The sequence below is a fragment of the Mariniflexile aquimaris genome, assembly GCF_042676825.1.
Classification (GTDB): Bacteria; Bacteroidota; Bacteroidia; order Flavobacteriales; family Flavobacteriaceae; genus Mariniflexile; species Mariniflexile aquimaris.
Map to the genome: position 1 here is coordinate 805850 of NZ_JBHTIB010000002.1, position 16818 is coordinate 822667.

17 protein-coding genes are annotated in these 16818 nt (G+C 35.6%); 8 read left to right on the plus strand and 9 right to left on the minus strand.

Annotated elements, in window-relative coordinates; translation table 11 throughout:
* Positions 1 to 205 precede the first annotated feature (205 nt).
* Entirely contained in the window at positions 206 to 1186 is a 981-nt protein-coding gene (locus ACFQ0I_RS03610) for an IS110 family transposase (RefSeq protein WP_379939413.1), read from the minus strand.
* Positions 1187 to 1557: 371 nt separating this feature from the next.
* Here ACFQ0I_RS03610 and ACFQ0I_RS03615 point away from each other — a divergent pair, with 371 nt between their 5' ends.
* The 3 genes from ACFQ0I_RS03615 to ACFQ0I_RS03625 all read left to right on the plus strand — a co-directional run bounded on the left by ACFQ0I_RS03615 (position 1558) and on the right by ACFQ0I_RS03625 (position 3936).
* Positions 1558 to 2670, plus strand: coding sequence for an NAD(P)/FAD-dependent oxidoreductase (locus tag ACFQ0I_RS03615; protein ID WP_379939415.1), 1113 nt, complete (start codon positions 1558 to 1560; stop codon positions 2668 to 2670).
* A 1-nt stretch (position 2671) separates the two neighbouring features.
* Positions 2672 to 3355: a monofunctional biosynthetic peptidoglycan transglycosylase gene (mtgA, locus tag ACFQ0I_RS03620; RefSeq protein ID WP_379939417.1), complete on the plus strand. Its 684-nt coding sequence runs from the start codon at positions 2672 to 2674 to the stop codon at positions 3353 to 3355.
* Positions 3356 to 3474: 119 nt separating this feature from the next.
* The gene (locus tag ACFQ0I_RS03625) at positions 3475 to 3936 is read left to right on the plus strand and encodes a GreA/GreB family elongation factor (protein WP_379939418.1); all 462 of its coding nucleotides are present in this window, start codon (positions 3475 to 3477) and stop codon (positions 3934 to 3936) included.
* Here ACFQ0I_RS03625 and ACFQ0I_RS03630 read toward each other — a convergent pair whose 3' ends face one another.
* The 6 genes from ACFQ0I_RS03630 to ACFQ0I_RS03655 form a co-directional block, all read right to left on the minus strand.
* Positions 3937 to 4851, minus strand: coding sequence for an ABC transporter ATP-binding protein (locus ACFQ0I_RS03630; protein ID WP_379939420.1), 915 nt, complete (start codon positions 4849 to 4851; stop codon positions 3937 to 3939). It lies immediately after the preceding gene.
* 88 nt (positions 4852 to 4939) lie between these two features.
* The gene (locus tag ACFQ0I_RS03635) at positions 4940 to 7084 is read right to left on the minus strand and encodes a prolyl oligopeptidase family serine peptidase (protein ID WP_379939422.1); all 2145 of its coding nucleotides are present in this window, start codon (positions 7082 to 7084) and stop codon (positions 4940 to 4942) included.
* Between the two features lie 92 nt (positions 7085 to 7176).
* Positions 7177 to 8166, minus strand: coding sequence for an aspartate-semialdehyde dehydrogenase (locus ACFQ0I_RS03640; protein ID WP_379939424.1), 990 nt, complete (start codon positions 8164 to 8166; stop codon positions 7177 to 7179).
* Positions 8167 to 8310: 144 nt separating this feature from the next.
* On the minus strand, positions 8311 to 8712 hold the full coding sequence (mscL, locus tag ACFQ0I_RS03645) for a large conductance mechanosensitive channel protein MscL (RefSeq protein ID WP_379939426.1): 402 nt from the start codon (positions 8710 to 8712) through the stop codon (positions 8311 to 8313).
* 76 nt (positions 8713 to 8788) lie between these two features.
* Positions 8789 to 9898 (minus strand): alanine racemase, encoded by a 1110-nt coding sequence (gene alr / locus ACFQ0I_RS03650; RefSeq protein ID WP_379939428.1) that lies wholly within the window; start codon positions 9896 to 9898, stop codon positions 8789 to 8791.
* Positions 9891 to 10538: a thymidine kinase gene (locus tag ACFQ0I_RS03655; RefSeq protein ID WP_379939430.1), complete on the minus strand. Its 648-nt coding sequence runs from the start codon at positions 10536 to 10538 to the stop codon at positions 9891 to 9893. The genes alr and ACFQ0I_RS03655 overlap by 8 nt, the downstream gene beginning before the upstream one ends.
* Before the next feature lie 106 nt (positions 10539 to 10644).
* Here ACFQ0I_RS03655 and ACFQ0I_RS03660 point away from each other — a divergent pair, with 106 nt between their 5' ends.
* Genes ACFQ0I_RS03660 through ACFQ0I_RS03670 form a run of 3 tightly spaced genes read left to right on the plus strand, consistent with a single transcriptional unit; the run spans position 10645 to position 12410 of the window.
* The gene (locus ACFQ0I_RS03660) at positions 10645 to 11388 is read left to right on the plus strand and encodes a hypothetical protein (protein ID WP_379939432.1); all 744 of its coding nucleotides are present in this window, start codon (positions 10645 to 10647) and stop codon (positions 11386 to 11388) included.
* Entirely contained in the window at positions 11388 to 12059 is a 672-nt protein-coding gene (rsmI, locus tag ACFQ0I_RS03665) for a 16S rRNA (cytidine(1402)-2'-O)-methyltransferase (RefSeq protein WP_379939433.1), read from the plus strand. Before ACFQ0I_RS03660 ends, rsmI begins: the two co-directional genes overlap by 1 nt.
* A 6-nt stretch (positions 12060 to 12065) precedes the next feature.
* On the plus strand, positions 12066 to 12410 hold the full coding sequence (locus tag ACFQ0I_RS03670; RefSeq protein ID WP_379939435.1) for a HopJ type III effector protein: 345 nt from the start codon (positions 12066 to 12068) through the stop codon (positions 12408 to 12410).
* A 161-nt stretch (positions 12411 to 12571) separates the two neighbouring features.
* Here ACFQ0I_RS03670 and ACFQ0I_RS03675 read toward each other — a convergent pair whose 3' ends face one another.
* Entirely contained in the window at positions 12572 to 13162 is a 591-nt protein-coding gene (locus ACFQ0I_RS03675; RefSeq protein ID WP_379939436.1) for a carboxymuconolactone decarboxylase family protein, read from the minus strand.
* Positions 13163 to 13230: 68 nt separating this feature from the next.
* On the opposite strand from ACFQ0I_RS03675, the gene ACFQ0I_RS03680 reads away from it, so the two are divergent.
* A complete protein-coding gene (locus tag ACFQ0I_RS03680; protein WP_379939438.1) occupies positions 13231 to 14241 on the plus strand; it encodes a dipeptide epimerase in 1011 nt (336 codons plus the stop codon).
* 5 nt (positions 14242 to 14246) lie between these two features.
* Positions 14247 to 15266: an aminotransferase class I/II-fold pyridoxal phosphate-dependent enzyme gene (locus ACFQ0I_RS03685; protein ID WP_379939441.1), complete on the plus strand. Its 1020-nt coding sequence runs from the start codon at positions 14247 to 14249 to the stop codon at positions 15264 to 15266.
* Between the two features lie 48 nt (positions 15267 to 15314).
* Here the strand turns inward: ACFQ0I_RS03685 and ACFQ0I_RS03690 are convergent, their stop codons facing one another.
* On the minus strand, positions 15315 to 16811 hold the full coding sequence (locus ACFQ0I_RS03690; protein ID WP_379939444.1) for a SusD/RagB family nutrient-binding outer membrane lipoprotein: 1497 nt from the start codon (positions 16809 to 16811) through the stop codon (positions 15315 to 15317).
* Positions 16812 to 16818: the final 7 nt, after the last annotated feature.

Sequence of the window (16818 nt, forward strand, 5' to 3'; positions counted from 1 at the left end):
GGAGTTTTTTTATGGTGTTCCTTTTGCTTTTTTTAGGGAAAAGCAAAAGTCAGGCTTTCACTACTCGCTTCCCGATAAAAATCGGGAGAGCTCAAACAGACCGTTCAATCCTTAACACGTTATTGCGAGGACAAAGGACGTGGCAAACTGTTTATTTAAAGTAAGGATTATGAGATTGCTTCACGATGTTCGCAATGAACTGTGCTTAAAAACAAATATTTGGTTGATAATTTTCTATATATTTTTGTTTTGAAGTTACTACAGCAAAAACCTGTTTCAATAGTTTGTTTGCAATTGCTACTTTTATGACCCTTTCTGGTTTCCCTTTAGCTTTTAACCTTTCGTACATTTCTCTACATGTTTTATTATATTTTTTAGCGGTCCAGCTACACATATATAATAGTTTTCTTGTCTGTGATTTACCCATTTTACAAATATGCCCTTTTCCTCTAACACTCGTTCCCGATTGATAAACTCTAGGTGCAAAGCCTACATAAGCTATTAACTGTTTATAATGTTCAAACTTGCTAAAATCATCTGTTATTGCAATCAACATCATCGCTGTTTTTTTTCCTACACATGGCACAGAAGTTATCAGCTCCAAGCTTTCCTTATAACAAGAATTGCAAACAACTAGCATCTGATTTTCTATCTTGCTTATTGTTTTTTCCAATGACCTTATGATACTTTTGAGACCCTTTTCTACTTCATGGTCTATAAACCCCGAACTTTTATATGCAGACAATTGATTTTTACTTTGACGCTCCTGTTTATGTAATAATTCAACTGTCGTTCTCATTTGTTTTAATCTTTGCACTCCTTTTGTTTCTGGTTTCCACAATGACAGTGATTTCATCTCTGTTTCTCCATATTCCATAATTACACTGGCCTCTTTCTTATCTGTTTTAGCCCGATAAAACTTCATCTGACCGAACCGTTTTACTATTAATGGATTCACTACACATACCTTAATAGCATGATCATACAAATAACTTGCAAAGCAAACATAGTAAGGACCCGAAGCTTCCATAACAACTATGGGGTTGTCTTTACAAAAATCACTCTCTATGAACTTTTTAAACCCTTTTAAATTATTAGCATAAACTTGATGCAATAATTTGTTCTCTTCTCTAAAACTAACATCAAATGTTTGTTTACTAATGTCGATTCCTATAACTTTACTCATGACAAATGTTTTAATTGTGCTTGTTGTTTATCAATCCTGAATACAGGCTCAACCGCCTAATGAACTGTTCAAACTTTAAGCACGGGAGAAAGGGACAAGCATTGCGAACTGTTTTTTAAACTAATGACGAATTACTGTCTTGCTCTTTCTCCTTTTGTTATTATTTATCTAAAAGTAATAATTGTAAATTCTATGCTTTTACAAACATAGGATGACGCCATAAAAAACCAGGCTTTTCCTAAGAGAAGTCGAAATATTGAAAGCCTTAAAACGAATCAAACTTTCATATATAAATTCACTATTTTTACCAACAACCAACAACCAACAACCAACAACCAACAACCAACAACCAACAACCAACAACCAACAAAATGAATCTGTCCTATTGGGAATTAAAATCGTGGTTTACCAACGTCGATTATACCATTGTTGGTAGTGGTATTGTGGGTTTAAGTTGTGCCTTGCAATTAAAAGACCAATTTCCAAAGGCCAATATTTTAGTATTAGAAAGAGGCATGTTGCCACAAGGTGCCAGTACAAAAAACGCAGGATTTGCCTGTTTTGGGAGCCTTAGTGAAATTATTGAAGATTTAAAATCACATTCTGAAGACGAAGTGGTTCAACTTGTAAAAAAGCGTGTAAATGGTTTGCAGTTGTTAAGAGAAACCTTAGGAGACCAAACGATAAATTATCAAAACCATGGTGGGTACGAGTTGTTTTTTAATAATGACGACTTGCTTGACACCTGTCTTTCAAAACGAGAAGCTATCAACAAATTGCTGGAACCCATCTTTAAAAAGGACGTTTTCAGTATAAAACCAAATAGTTTTGGATTTAAAAACATTAAAGAGCAGTACATTTTTAACCAATTCGAAGGGCAGATAGATACCGGAAAAATGATGGATGCACTGCTACACAAAGTACAATCAAAAGGCATTAAAATATTAAATAATATAAGGGTTGAAAGTTTTTCTGAAGATTCAAATTCAGTCAAAGTGAATACGGATATAACAGATTTTTCAACCTCTAAATTATTAATTGCAACAAATGGGTTTGCATCACAACTCATTAAAGAAGCTGTAAAACCAGCGCGGGCACAAGTACTTATAACCAAACCCATCAAAAATCTTTCTATTAAAGGAACGTTTCATCTCGATAAAGGCTATTATTATTTTAGAAATATCGACAACCGTATTTTATTTGGCGGAGGAAGAAATTTAGATTTTAAAGCAGAAGAAACAACCGAGTTTGGGCAAACCGAATTAATTCAAAATAAATTAGAAAGTATTTTAAAAACAGTAATTTTGCCTAATACACCTTTCGAAATAGAAAGCACATGGAGCGGAATTATGGGTGTAGGCAATCAAAAAAAACCTATTGTAAAAGAACTGAGTAATCATGTATATTGCGGTGTAAAACTGGGAGGCATGGGAGTCGCCATTGGAAGTATAATAGGTAAGGAATTAGCACAATTAATAGCATAGTATGTTTAAAAAGTTATTTAGATTTTTATTAAAAATTATGGGGTGGTTTTTTGCCATTTCTATTGGGTTGGTTATTGTTTATAAATGGGTGCCAGTTCCTGTTACCCCATTAATGGTAATACGTACGGTACAGCAAGTATCTAGTGGGGAAAAGGTTGTTTGGAAACACGATTGGGAATCTATAGACAATATTTCTAAAAACCTTCAGCTCGCAGTAATTTGTAGCGAAGACCAGAATTTTTTAAACCATTATGGTTTCGATATGAAAGCTATTGAAAAAGCGATTGCATTCAACAAAAAAGGCAAACGCACTCGTGGCGCAAGTACCATTAGCCAGCAAACCGCCAAAAACGTTTTTTTATGGCCCCATCGAAGTTGGGTTCGTAAAGGTTTAGAGGCTTATTTTACTTTTTTAATAGAATTGGTATGGTCTAAAGAACGTATTATGGAAGTGTATTTAAACAGCGTTGAAATGGGTAATGGCATTTATGGTGCCGAAGCTGCTGCACAACATTGGTTTAGAAAACCTGCCGCTAACTTGCGCCAACAAGAAGCTGCTGCCATTGCTGCCGTTCTTCCAAGTCCGTTGCGCTATCGAGCAAATCCGGCAACAAATTATATTCAGAGTAGAAAGAACTGGATAACCCGACAGATGCGCTTTTTTGGGCCTTTAAACTATGATTAAATTAAAGTTACAAAGTTACAAAGTTACAAAGTTTCAGAGTTTCAGAGTTTCAGAGTTTCAGAGTTTCAGAGTACATAGTACAAATTTAAAAGTCCTAAAATAGATAAATTCTATAATCCATGATTTCGTCTTTGAAAATTAAAGAAGATTTGTATTTGCTTTGTTTAGCTTTTGTTGAACATAGGTATAACACCATTCAAAACACCATAACAGAAATACAGGAATCTTTAACATCTGAAACAAAAAGTTCTGCAGGCGATAAACATGAAACAGGGAGAGCGATGCTTCAGCTAGAACGTGAAAAGACAGGAAATCAGCTAGCTGAAATTCAAAAAATAAAAGAAACTTTATCAAAAATAAATGTTTCGAAATCGTCTGAATTTATTGGTTTAGGAAGCCTTGTTTACACAACTAAAAGCAACTATTTTATAGCCATAAGCGCGGGCGAATTTAAAGTTGAAAACAAGGTGTTTTATGCTATTTCTCCAAACACTCCCATCGGGCAACTGCTAATGGGTAAAACAGTTGGAGACGAGGTTGTATTTAGGGAACAAAGGTTTAAAATTATAAACGTGCAGTAGCTATTTTATGATTGATAGATAGATGGTAGAACCTATTTTCAATGTTGATTTATTTTCAAAAAACAGTTTTTTCCCATTTAAATCGGCTTCAATGAGCCAATAAGATCCTTTAAAATACGATTGTACTACCAAGGCTTTTAGGTCTGATTTTTCAACCACTTGTAATTGATGCGCATACACAATCCCATAATTTTCTATCTCATTAAATTCATCAAAAAAGGAAGCAATTAATTTGTTTTCAGGGTTTTTATAAAGTTCCTGTGGTGTGCCTGTTGCCATAATTTTAGCATCATGTAATACCATCATATTATCAGAAAAAGATAAAACATCGTCTTTATCGTGAGTCGCAACAATACAGGTAATATTTTTTTCTTTTAAAAATTTAAATAAACTTCGGCGTAGCGATTGTTTTTTAAAATTATCGATATGGCTAAAAGGTTCATCGAGCAGTAAAATTTCTGGTTGTTTCGCAATAGCTCTGGCAATGGCGACACGTTGTTTTTGTCCGCCACTTAATTCTTTTACTTTAATATCTGCATAAGGTTGTAACTCAACAACATCTAAGAGTTCGTTAATGCGTATTTGCTTTTCTTCTGGATAAAAATTAGAGAGAAACGCCCCAATATTTTCAGCAACCGAAATAAAAGGCATTAAATCGAATTCTTGAGCAACATATTTCATGTAAGACGGACCAATAATCAGGTTGTGTTCTGGTCCTAAAATCGGGTTGTCTTTCCAAAATATTTCCCCTTCATTTAAATTGTAAGTACCGTAAAGCAATTTTAAAAGAGTACTTTTTCCAGAACCACTTTCTCCAATAATAGCATAATGTTCACCAGCATTTACTGAAAAACTAATGTTTTCTAAAATGAGCTGTTTTTTATATTTAAAGCTGAGGTTTTTTACGTGTAGCATACAAGAAATAATGTCTCATCGAGCGCGGTAGAGATGTTTTAAAGTAGTTCTCTATTGCGTTCTAGCGGACAAAATTATGGTTTTTATTTTAAGGATTGTTTTTATTTGGCAATTCTTTAAATCCCATATTGTATAATGTGAAGCCGAAAATGTCGGCATACAGTTCTATAATTTTATTTACTGGCGTTCCGGCACCATGACCCGCATCGGTTTCTATACGAATTAAAGTTGGGTTTTTTCCGGATTGTTTGCTTTGCAATTCGGCAGCAAATTTAAAACTGTGCGCAGGCACCACACGATCGTCATGATCGCCTGTTGTTATTAATGTTGCAGGATATTCAACGCCCGATTTAACGTTATGAAGCGGCGAATAGCTTTTTAAATATTCGAACATTTCTTTAGAATCTTCCGCCGTACCATAGTCGTAAGCCCAACCTGCGCCAGAGGTAAATTTGTGATAGCGTAACATATCTAAAACGCCCACCGCTGGCAAAGCGACTTTAGCTAAATGAGGACGCTGCGTCATAGTTGCACCAACCAGTAAGCCTCCATTCGAGCCTCCGCGAATGGCTAAATAATCGGATGCTGTATAGTTATTTGCAATTAAATAGTCTGCAGCGGCAATAAAATCGTCAAAGACATTTTGCTTTTTCATTTTAATACCTGCATCGTGCCAGGATCTGCCATATTCGCCCCCGCCTCTTAAGTTAGGAATAGCTAAAATGCCGCCTTGTTCCATCCAAACCGTGTTGGCAATACTGAAAGCAGGCGTTAAACTAATATTAAAACCACCATAACCGTATAAAATAGTTGGATTGGTTCCGTTTAATTTTAAACCTTTTTTATGAGTGATTATCATGGGTATTTTGGCACCATCTTTCGACTCGTAAAATACTTGACTGCTTTCGTAATTATTGCTGTTAAAATCAATTTTAGGCTGCCAATAGAGCGTAGTTTTACCAGTTTTAGGATTGAATTTATATAAGTTTGAAGGCGTAAAATAATTAGTAAAAGCATAGTATAAATAGGAATCGTCCTTTTTACCACTAAATCCGGTTACTGTGCCATTGCCAGGAAACGCAATGTCTGTAATTAATTGTCCTTCATAATTATATTGTTTTACTTTAGAAAACGTATCGACCATATAATTAGCAAAAAAGTAACCACTACCTTTTGATGGCGTTAAAACATGTTCTGTTTCGGGTATAACGTCTTCCCAATGTTCTGGTGTTGGGTTTGCGGCATCCACCGAAACGATTTTTTTGTTTGGAGCATTTAAGTTTGTTAGCAGATATAGTTTGCTTCCAACATTATCTATTACAGATGTGTTGCTATCTGTATGGTTTAAGATGGTAATAAATGGACTGTTTTTAACCGATAAATCTTTGATATATAATTTGTTGCCGGATGTTGAAGTGCGGGGAGTTAGAATTAAATAGTTATTGTCTTCGGTAACAGTAGCATAAATATAGCGGTGTTTTTCTTCAGGAGCGCCTCCATAAATTAAAGCGTCATTTTTTTGGGGCGTCCCGAGTTTATGATAATATACTTTATGCTGATCGGTTTTTGCTGATAGCTCACTTCCTTTGGGTTTATCGTAACTTGAGTAATAGAAACCTTCGTTTTTGTACCATGAAATTTGAGTAAACTTTACGTCAATTAAGGTGTCTTCTATTTGTTTTTTTGTTTCGGTTTCAATAACGATTATTTTTCGCCAGTCGCTCCCGCCTTCAGAAATGGAATAGGCTAAAAGCGTTCCATCTTTTGTGAAACTAAGTCCGTCTAACGAGGTGGTACCATCTTGAGAAAAGGTATTCGGATCTAAGAAAACTTCACTGTTGTTATCATCTAACTTTCTGTAAAGTATATCCTGGTTTTGCAAGCCATCATTTTTATAGAAATAAGTGTTTTTACCTTCTTTAAAAGGTGCCCCAACTTTTTCGAAGTTCCATATTTTAGCCAGTCGTTTTTTTAGCTCGTTTATATACGGAATTTGCTTTAAATAATTGGAAGTACAAGCATTTTGTAATTTTACCCAAGCTTCGGTTTCTGCACTTCTATCGTCTTCAAGCCAACGATATGGGTCTTTTACATCGACGCCAAAGTAAGTATCTACGCTATCTACGGTTTTTGTTTCTGGGTAATTCAAATTGGTATTTTTATTTTCTAATTTATCATTTTTACAGCCAAAAAACAAAACAACTGCAAAAATTGGAAATATTAAATTTTTCATGATTTTGAAACCTTATTGTTGTTTCAAAAATAATGAAAAAAAAAGCTTCTGTGGTTTATTACAGAAGCTTAAATTATTAAAGGTTAGTATAATTACACTAAATTATTTTCAATTAAATATTCTGCAATTTGGATGGCATTAGTTGCTGCTCCTTTACGTAAATTATCGGCAACAATCCACATGTTTAGAGTGTTAGGTTGCGACTCGTCTCTTCTTAAGCGACCCACAAAAACTTCATCTTTATCATGTGCTAAAATAGGCATTGGGTAGCTGTTGGTTGCCGTATTATCTTGTAATACAACACCCGGAGTTTCGCTAATAATGCGTCTAACATCTGCCAAATCAAAGTCGTTTTCAAACTGCACGTTTACAGATTCTGAATGTCCACCAGCGGTAGGAACACGTACAGCGGTTGCAGTTACCGAGAATGTTTTGTCGTTAAAGATTTTTTGTGGCTCTCTTGCCAATTTCATTTCTTCTTTAGTATAGCCATTTTCTAAAAATACATCGCAATGAGGTAATATGTTTCTACTGATTGGATAAGGATATGCCATCTCTCCTTCAATACCCGCAATTTCGTTTTCTAATTGTTTAACAGCTTTAACGCCTGTACCAGAAACCGATTGATAGGTTGAAACTACCACACGTTTCATTTTATATGCTTTATGAAGTTGCGATAATGCCAAGACCATTTGTATGGTAGAGCAGTTTGGATTTGCTATAATTTGATCGTCTTTCGTTAGCTCGTGCGCATTAATTTCTGGGACAATTAATTTTTTAGAAGGATCCATTCTCCAAGCCGAAGAGTTATCAACAACCGTAGTGCCCGCTTCAGCAAATTTTGGAGCCCATTCTAAAGAGGTATCGCCACCAGCCGAAAAAATAGCAATTTGCGGTTTTGCAGCTACGGCATCAGCTAATCCTATTACGGTATATTCTTTATTTTTATAGGTTAATTTTTTTCCAACAGAGCGTTCAGAGGCAACCAATAATAATTCGGTTACAGGAAAATTGCGTTCTGCAAGAACTTTAAGCATCACTTCGCCAACCATTCCAGTGGCACCAACAACAGCTACTTTCATTTATATGTAATTTTAAGATTCAATTTTATTTTCTGGGCAAAACTAATTATTAATTCTATTTTAAAGCGAAAAAAAAGCCCTTGTTTTATTAAAACAAAGGCTTTTTAACAACAAATAACACAATGTTATTTATTTAACAGATTGTTATTTTTTCAATAAATCTCTTATTTGAATCAATAATTCTTCTTGTGTAGGACCTGCAGGTGGTGCTGGAGCAGCTTCCTCTTTTTTCTTGGTTTTGTTAATACCTTTTATAAGCATGAACATTACAAATGCTACAATTATAAAGTCGATTAAACTTGTAATAAAGCTACCGTACATTACAGCAATTTCTCCAGTTACAGCCCCGGCTTCGTCTGCAACGCCTGGAGTGATAACATATTTTAGATCGTTGAAATCGGATTGGAAAATCAATCCAACTAATGGCGACACAATGCCCGCGGTAAATGACGTTACTACTTTGTTAAAAGCAGCACCCATAACAAAAGCAACGGCTATATCAACCAAGTTGCCTTTCATTGCAAAATCCTTAAATTCTTTAAGCATAAATATTAATTTTAATGGTTACAGTTATTAGACACCAAGATAGCGAAAAAAGTCACAATTGTAAAAGGAAATATATTTATTGACCTACAAATAGGCGTTTTACACGCTGAGAAATACCCGTAATAAGTTCGTAAGAAATGGTGTTAGCGGTTTCTGCTAATGCTTCGGCAGTTGCGTTTGGTCCAAAAACAATAACTTCATCACCTTCTTCACAGTCAATATCGGTAACATTTACCATAATCATATCCATACACACATTTCCTAAAATTGGTGCTTTTTGGTTATTAATTATTACATAGCCTTTTCCTTTTCCATATTGTCGGCCAATACCATCAGCATGACCAATTGGAAGTGTTGCAGATTTTATCACAGAATCTGTTGTATAAGCACGATTATAACCAACCGAATCGCCTTTTTGAATGGTGTGAATTTGAGATATAATAGTTTTTAATGTGCCTATTGGTTTGAAATTTTTGTTCTCTTTTGCTGAATTTCCAAAGCCGTAAAGCCCAATGCCCGATCGAACCATATCAAAATGTGCTTCGGGGTAATTAAGTATTCCCGAAGTATTACAAATATGAAGTAATGGTTTATAATTTAGAGCTTTTGTAATGCTGTCGGCTATTCGTTTAAATTTCGCTATCTGGTTTAAAGTAAATTCTTTTTCATTTAAATCTTCACTCGCAGCAAGATGCGAAAAAATTGATTTAACGGTAATAGCTGTTGTTTTCTTTACGGTTGTGCTGAGGTAATCTACATCAGTTTCCGAAAATCCTAAACGATTTAAGCCTGTATTAAATTTAATATGAACCGGATAATTGGTTTGATTTTCTGCAGAAGCAACAGCAATAAATTGGTTTAAAATTTTAGCGTTGTACAAATTGGGTTCTAGGCAATTATCAATTAAAATTTTAAAATTGGCCGCCTGCGGATGCAATACTAAAATAGGTTTTGTGATGCCCGCATTGCGTAGTTGCACGCCTTCGTGTACAAACGCTACCGCAAAATATTCGACTTCAAGTTTTTGTAAATAATTGGCAATCTCGCAAGCGTCGCTTCCGTAAGCAAAAGCTTTTACTACTGCCATGAATTTGGTATTGCTATTCAGTCTCGATTTTAAATGGTCAAAATTATGTTTTAATGCATTTAAATCGATTTCAAGTAAGGTTTCTTGTGCTTTAGGCATCTGGAGTATTTGGTTTTGAAGGTACTTCTTCGGCGTCATTCACTTTCATGTTTCTAACCTTATCGCGCATCATTGCTTTGTAATAAGCGGCTCTACTTAAAGGTTCGTATTCGTCTACTTCGCCTAATAAAACTAAATTATCATTCTTAGCTTTACGATAACTGTATTGGGCTAAATTACCAGTTCTTGTACAAACGGCGTGTACTTTGGTAACATATTCGGCTGTCGCCATCAAGTTAGGCATGGGGCCAAACGGATTGCCTTTAAAGTCCATATCTAAACCCGCCACAATAACACGAACTCCTTTATTGGCCAAATCGTTACAAACACGAACAATTTCATCATCAAAAAATTGGGCTTCGTCTATTCCAACTACATCACAACCATCGGCTAAAATAGGAATATTGGCTGCCGCCGGAACAGGTGTTGAGCGAATTTCGTTGGCATCGTGCGATACCACCATGTTTTCGTTATAGCGCACATCAATGGTAGGCTTAAAAATCTCAACTTTTTGTCTTGCAAATTGAGCACGTTTAAGCCGGCGGATTAATTCTTCCGTTTTTCCAGAAAACATGGAGCCACAGATAACTTCAATCCATCCAAATTGTTCTTTATGATTTACCGTATTTTCGAGAAACATTTTGTAATTTTAGCACTAAAATAAAGCGATTATTCGTTTTTATAAAGGTGGCGTAAATTTATTAAAAATCAAATGCCTAAATAGCATTAATTTAAAAATTATTAAAATGAAGAAGAAGTTAGAGTCTGAATTGGTGAGTATAGCTCATAGAATTCTTAAGCTGAAAGGAAAGGAAGATGTAATTAAAATGCACGCCGAAGTAGCGGTACTATTTGAAAAATTATCGGTGCTAAAATTTGCTAACGAAAATCTGGATGCCGATTTGCCCACCATTGGAAGTGGTACTTCTTTTTACGACACCATCAATAGCACTTTCAACAACAAAATTAGCGATAACATAGAAGTAGAAGACAGAATATTTGTAAATCTTGATGAAGTAGAAGACGATAATATTATGGAACATGGCATTGAAACCATTAAGGATATGGTGGCACAAATGCCAAAGGAAGCAGACGAGATTGAAGCCGTTTTAGAAGAAACTGTTATCAAACAAAAACATAAAGAAACAGACTTTGACGAAATAATGTCGGGGTTTAAAAATATGCCTGTTTTTGAACCGGTGACCAAAAATCAAACAAGCATTTCTACCGAAAAAAAATCGTTAAACGATAAATTAAAAGTTGGTGGATTTAATATAGGATTAAACGATAAAATAGCTTTTATAAAACATTTGTTCGACGGAAAAAGTGAAGATTACGAACGTGTAATGTCTCAGTTAAATTCTTTCGATTCGTTCGCAAACGCCAAAGATTTTTTAATCAATATTGTGAAACCAGATTATAACAACTGGGATAAAAAAGAAGAATTTGAAACACGTTTTCTTCAAATTTTAGAAAGCCGATTTAGTTAATGAGTAAACTCTATATTGTACCAACACCCATCGGGAATTTAAAAGACATGACTTTTAGAGCTGTTGAAGTTTTAAAAGAAGTCGATTTAATTCTTGCCGAAGATACGCGCACATCTGGAAAGCTTTTAAAGCATTTTGAAATTTCAACACACATGCAAAGTCATCATATGCATAACGAGCATAAAACGGTTGAAAACTTAATTCAAAAATTAAAAAGCGGAACCACCGTGGCATTAATTAGCGATGCCGGAACTCCGGCTATTTCAGATCCTGGTTTTTTATTAACCCGCGCCTGTATAGAAAATAATATTGAGGTTGATTGTTTGCCGGGGGCAACTGCCTTTGTGCCAGCATTAGTGAACTCTGGATTGCCTAATGATAAATTTGTGTTTGAAGGTTTTTTGCCCGTAAAAAAAGGCAGACAGACACGATTGCTATTGCTTGCCGAAGAAAGCAGAACCATTATTTTTTATGAATCTCCGCATAAATTGGTTAAAACGCTCAGTCATTTTTGCGAGTATTTTGGAGACGATAGAGAAGTGTCGGTATCTAGAGAATTGACAAAATTATACGAAGAAACCATACGAGGCACCGCCAAAGAAGTTTTGGAACATTACACTAACAAACCACCAAAAGGAGAGATAGTAATTGTGGTTGCAGGAAAAAAATAAATATTCATGAACATAAAGGAATTTATAAATAAACTGAAAACGAAACCTAGTACTGTTGAGTTTTCTGAAACCATGGCGGCAATAGACACAAACTACAATTTTACGCCAACCGCTTTTAAAAATGGCGAATTACAAAACAAGGCAGGAGAAAATTCGGGTTCATGTAAATTATTGGCATTTGCCAAATTGCACGGCTTTACAAAAGAGGATACCTTGGCATGTTTTGGAAGATTTTATTTTGAAGATGTTCTAAAAGACCCAAATGGTACCGGACATCAAAACATTAGAAATTTTATGAAAACGGGGTTTGATGGGGTGACTTTTGAAGGAGAACCCTTGAAATTGAAATAAGATTCGTCCAATTTGGTAAGTTAGGATGCCAATGCTATATCCATTTTAACCAATATAAAGCAACTAACAACAGTCATGTTTTTAAATCCTATATGGAGATAAAAACATTGAAAAACGTTCGTGTATTCGTGGCAAACGAGAGATTCCTGCTTTCGCAGGAATTAATGGTGCTTCCCTTTTTCCCAACCATGTTTTCCTAAATACTGTTCGCCACTTTCTACCGCGCCACTTTCAATAGTGGTTCCCATGCTATCATTCCATCTGTTCAAATACCCAAAGAGTGAAATAACACCGAGCATTTCCACAATGTCTCCTTCATCCCAATACTCGTACAAGCGTTTTTTTATATCTTCATCTACAGCGTTTGGCACTTGCGATGCCGCTAAACTAAAATCTAACGCAGCTCGCTCTGCATCGCTAAAAGCTGGGTGCGTGCGGTATTCCCAGATATTATCAAGTTGCTCTTGTTCGGCGCCGTATCGCTCTGCAGCACGTATGGCATGCGCCTGACAGTACCTGCAACCGGTAGCATTACTACTTACCCAGGCAATCATACGTTTTAAGGCAGAAGTAACGCGTCCTTCGTTCGCCATTACGGCTTTGTTTAAATTTATAAACGCCTTAGAAATGGCTGGTCTTTGCTGCATGGTGAGTACCGAATTCGGACAAAAACCGAGTGTTTCGTTAAAGAATTCGGCTAGTTTTTGGGTTTCCAAATCATGGTCCGGAGAAAGTGGTTTTACTAGAGGCATATTTTTAAAATTTCATTATACTCAAAGGTATAATTTTATTAACTTTCATCAATCATTTAAAGGTTTTTATGAAAGTTATTTTAAGATCATTCAATTTAAAATTAAAGCATACATTTTCAATTTCAAGAGAGTCATACAACATACAACCAACGCTGATTGTAGAATTAAACGATGGCGAATTTTCAGGGTTTGGAGAAGCTACCTCCAATCCGTATTACAATGTTACAGTTCAAAAAATGATAGATGCCATTACGGACATTCAACCCGAAATAGAAGCAGCATCACATAGTTCTCCAGAAACATTTTGGCAACACATGTACCCGCATTTAAAACATAATATGTTTGCGCTGTGCGCATTAGATTTGGCTTACAACGATTTATATGCGCGAAAACAAGGCAAAAAACTATACGAACTTTGGGGTTATAATATCTCAAACAATCCGTTAACTAATTACACCATCGGCATTGATACGGTCGAGAAAATGGTTTCTAAAATGAAGGAGATGCCTTGGCCTATTTATAAGATAAAATTAGGCACTAAAGAAGACATTAAAATTGTTACCGAATTACGAAAACATACAAATGCCATTTTTAGAATTGATGCAAATTGTGGCTGGACGGTTGATGAGACCGTTAAAAACTCTAAAATTTTAAAAACGCTTGGGGTTGAATTTTTAGAACAGCCTTTAAAAGCCGACGATTGGGATGGACATAAAGACGTGTTTAAAAAATCGGTTTTACCCGTTATTGCAGACGAAAGCTGTCAAGTAGAAGCCGATGTGGCGCGCTGTTATAATCATTTTCATGGTATTAACGTAAAATTGGTAAAATGTGGAGGGTTAACATCTGCAAAGCGTATGTTGTTACATGCTAAAGAACTCAACATGAAAACCATGGTAGGTTGTATGACCGAATCTTCGGTGGGTATTTCGGCCATTGCCCATTTATTACCGCTATTAGATTATGTAGATATGGATGGCGCTTTGTTGTTAGATCAGGACATAGCCGAGGGTGTCACTATTAAAAATGGCGTAGCGACTTACAGTGATTTAAACGGAACCGGTGTTTCTTTAATTTAGTCTTTATGATTATTGATACATTTCCTGATAGAGAAATACTTGTAAAAGGCAAACCGTATTTATACTTTGGAGGGACTTCGTACTTAGGGTTGACTACACATCCAGATTTTCAGAAAAACTTTATTACGGGAATAAAAAAATGGGGTACGGCCTACGGAAGTTCTAGAAATGCCAATATTAAGCTCGCCATTTTTAATGATGCAGAACAGCTTTTTGCAAAATTAATTGGGGCTGAAGCGGCGGTTACTTGTTCGTCGGGTACTTTAGCTGGCAAATTGGTAGTAGAATATTTATCTAAAACAGACAACAGGTTTTATCACTACCCGAAAACGCATCCAGCCATTTTGCAAAGTAAGAGTCTGCCCTTATTTATAAATAATCAATTGCATCCAAACTTGCTAACTTCTGTAACAGAAAACATAGTGATTACTGCCGATGCTTTTCTCGGTTTAGAAGTAACACCCACAAGTTTTGAATTTTTAAACGCCATTCCTTCCAACAAAAAAATAACCTTGGTGGTGGACGAATCTCATAGTTTAGGCATTGTAGGTCGTAATATTGAAGGGGTTTTCAAAACCATTTCAAATAAAAATCTGGTGAGGAAAATTATGGTGTCTTCTTTGGGCAAGGCATTAGGAATTTCGGGAGGGATTGTGGCTTCCGACAAATACTTTATTGATGCTTTAAAAAATGAATCCGATTTTATTTCCTCTTCTAGTATAAGTCCAGCTTATTTAGAGGCATTTATGGTATCGCAAGATTTATATATAGCACAGCGAAACAAATTGCAAGCTAATTTAAATTTTTTGTTTGATGGCTTGCATTTAAATAGCGATTTTAAATTCGATAAAAACTATCCCGTTATTTATTGTGAAGACGAAAAAATATTTGAAAATTTATTTGAAAAGGGCATAATCATAACCAATTTTAGATATCCAACCTATAAAAAAACGATGAGCCGAATTGTTATTACGGCGAGTCATACTTTTCAGGATTTGGAAAAATTAAAAGAGGTATTAAATTAAAACCCCACTTAAATTAATAAGCGGGGTTTTGGGCATTTGGTTTTTAGACTATTCAAATAACCAAATATCTACAACCGAGCTACTCTCGTTATATGGAATATTAGGATTTGAGTCTGTTTCAGACGTTGGATAAATAGCTCTCACATACCATTTACCAAGATATTCGTCATCTGGTTGTTGTATTCTTAGAGCTAAACCTTTAAATACATCCGAAGAGAAATTATATCTACGGAAATCGCTAAACGTTTCAGTACTATGAATGTTTGCAATATACTTTTCGCGCATAATGTTGTTAAGCTGTAAATTGGCTTGCCCCACAGCTATTGATGCATCTGCTAAATATGCAGTGCCATCAACACCTAATTTACTCATATTTGCTTGAATACCTGCTAAATAAGCGGTATAACCCGCAGCGGTAGTTCCAGAACTTGTGGTGCTGCCGCCATTAGCTAAAAACTCAGCTTCAGCTTTCATAAATAGGGCTTCAGAATAAGTGAGTAAAATTAAAGGCGAATTGCTAGAAGTTAAAAAACCGCCATCTTTGTAATACACGTTTCCAGAAAAACCATCAGACGATTCGCCATCTCCACCATTCATAAAACCGCGCCAAGGTGTTCCAACCGGAGCAGCTACTCCTACGCCTGTTTCCTTTACAAACAAAGCAGATAATCTTGGGTCTTCGGTTATTGTAATAAACGGGTATTGATTTCCATTCATTAAACTTATAAGCTGATCGTTAAGCGCATAATAAAAGTTTGATGTGCTTCTTTGCACCACGTTAATGCTGTAAAAAGGATTGATTTTATCATCTGGATAATTTAACTGAAAATCATCGGCATTCGAAGTAAATCCTTTGGCTAAAGAGGTTAAAACATCGGATGCTGTAGTGCCTCCGTTTTTAATCATTTTTAGCTGCATTCTCGCTTTATAAGTATATGCTGCTTTAAGCCATTTGCTAAAACCAGTCGTTCCACCACCATAAATAATGTCTTCAGATCCTAAGGTAAAACCAGAATTATCTGGCGCTTCTAAGGCAGCAATTGCTTCATTTAATAACGCATAAGCTTGATTGTAAACTGTTTCTCCATCATCTAAAGCAGGATAGCGATATGCATCAGGATTGGCCGCTTGAGAATATGCGACATCGCCCCAACATTCAACGGCAAAACTTATGTTTATGGCTTCCAAAATTTTAATTACTGCGCCATAATGCAGCGCTCCATTTTCGGTAGCTTTACTTTCTAAAACGCGAATATCTGGTAGAATATCTGTATAAATAATATTCCATGTACCGGATAGTGAGGTATAACCACTGGCACCAAATCCGTAGCTTCCAAAATTTTGAACGTAATTTCCAAATACAGTAGCGGCATAATAGTTGGCCAAAACGGTATTTTTCATAACGGGGGCTATAATATTGTTCATCTCTAATATGGCCTCGTCTTGAACGCCAGATGGTGTATTAACATCTAAGTAGTTATCACAACTATTAGCCATAAATATCAAAGAAACAACTAGCGTTAAGTTTGTTATATATTTTTTCATATTTTTC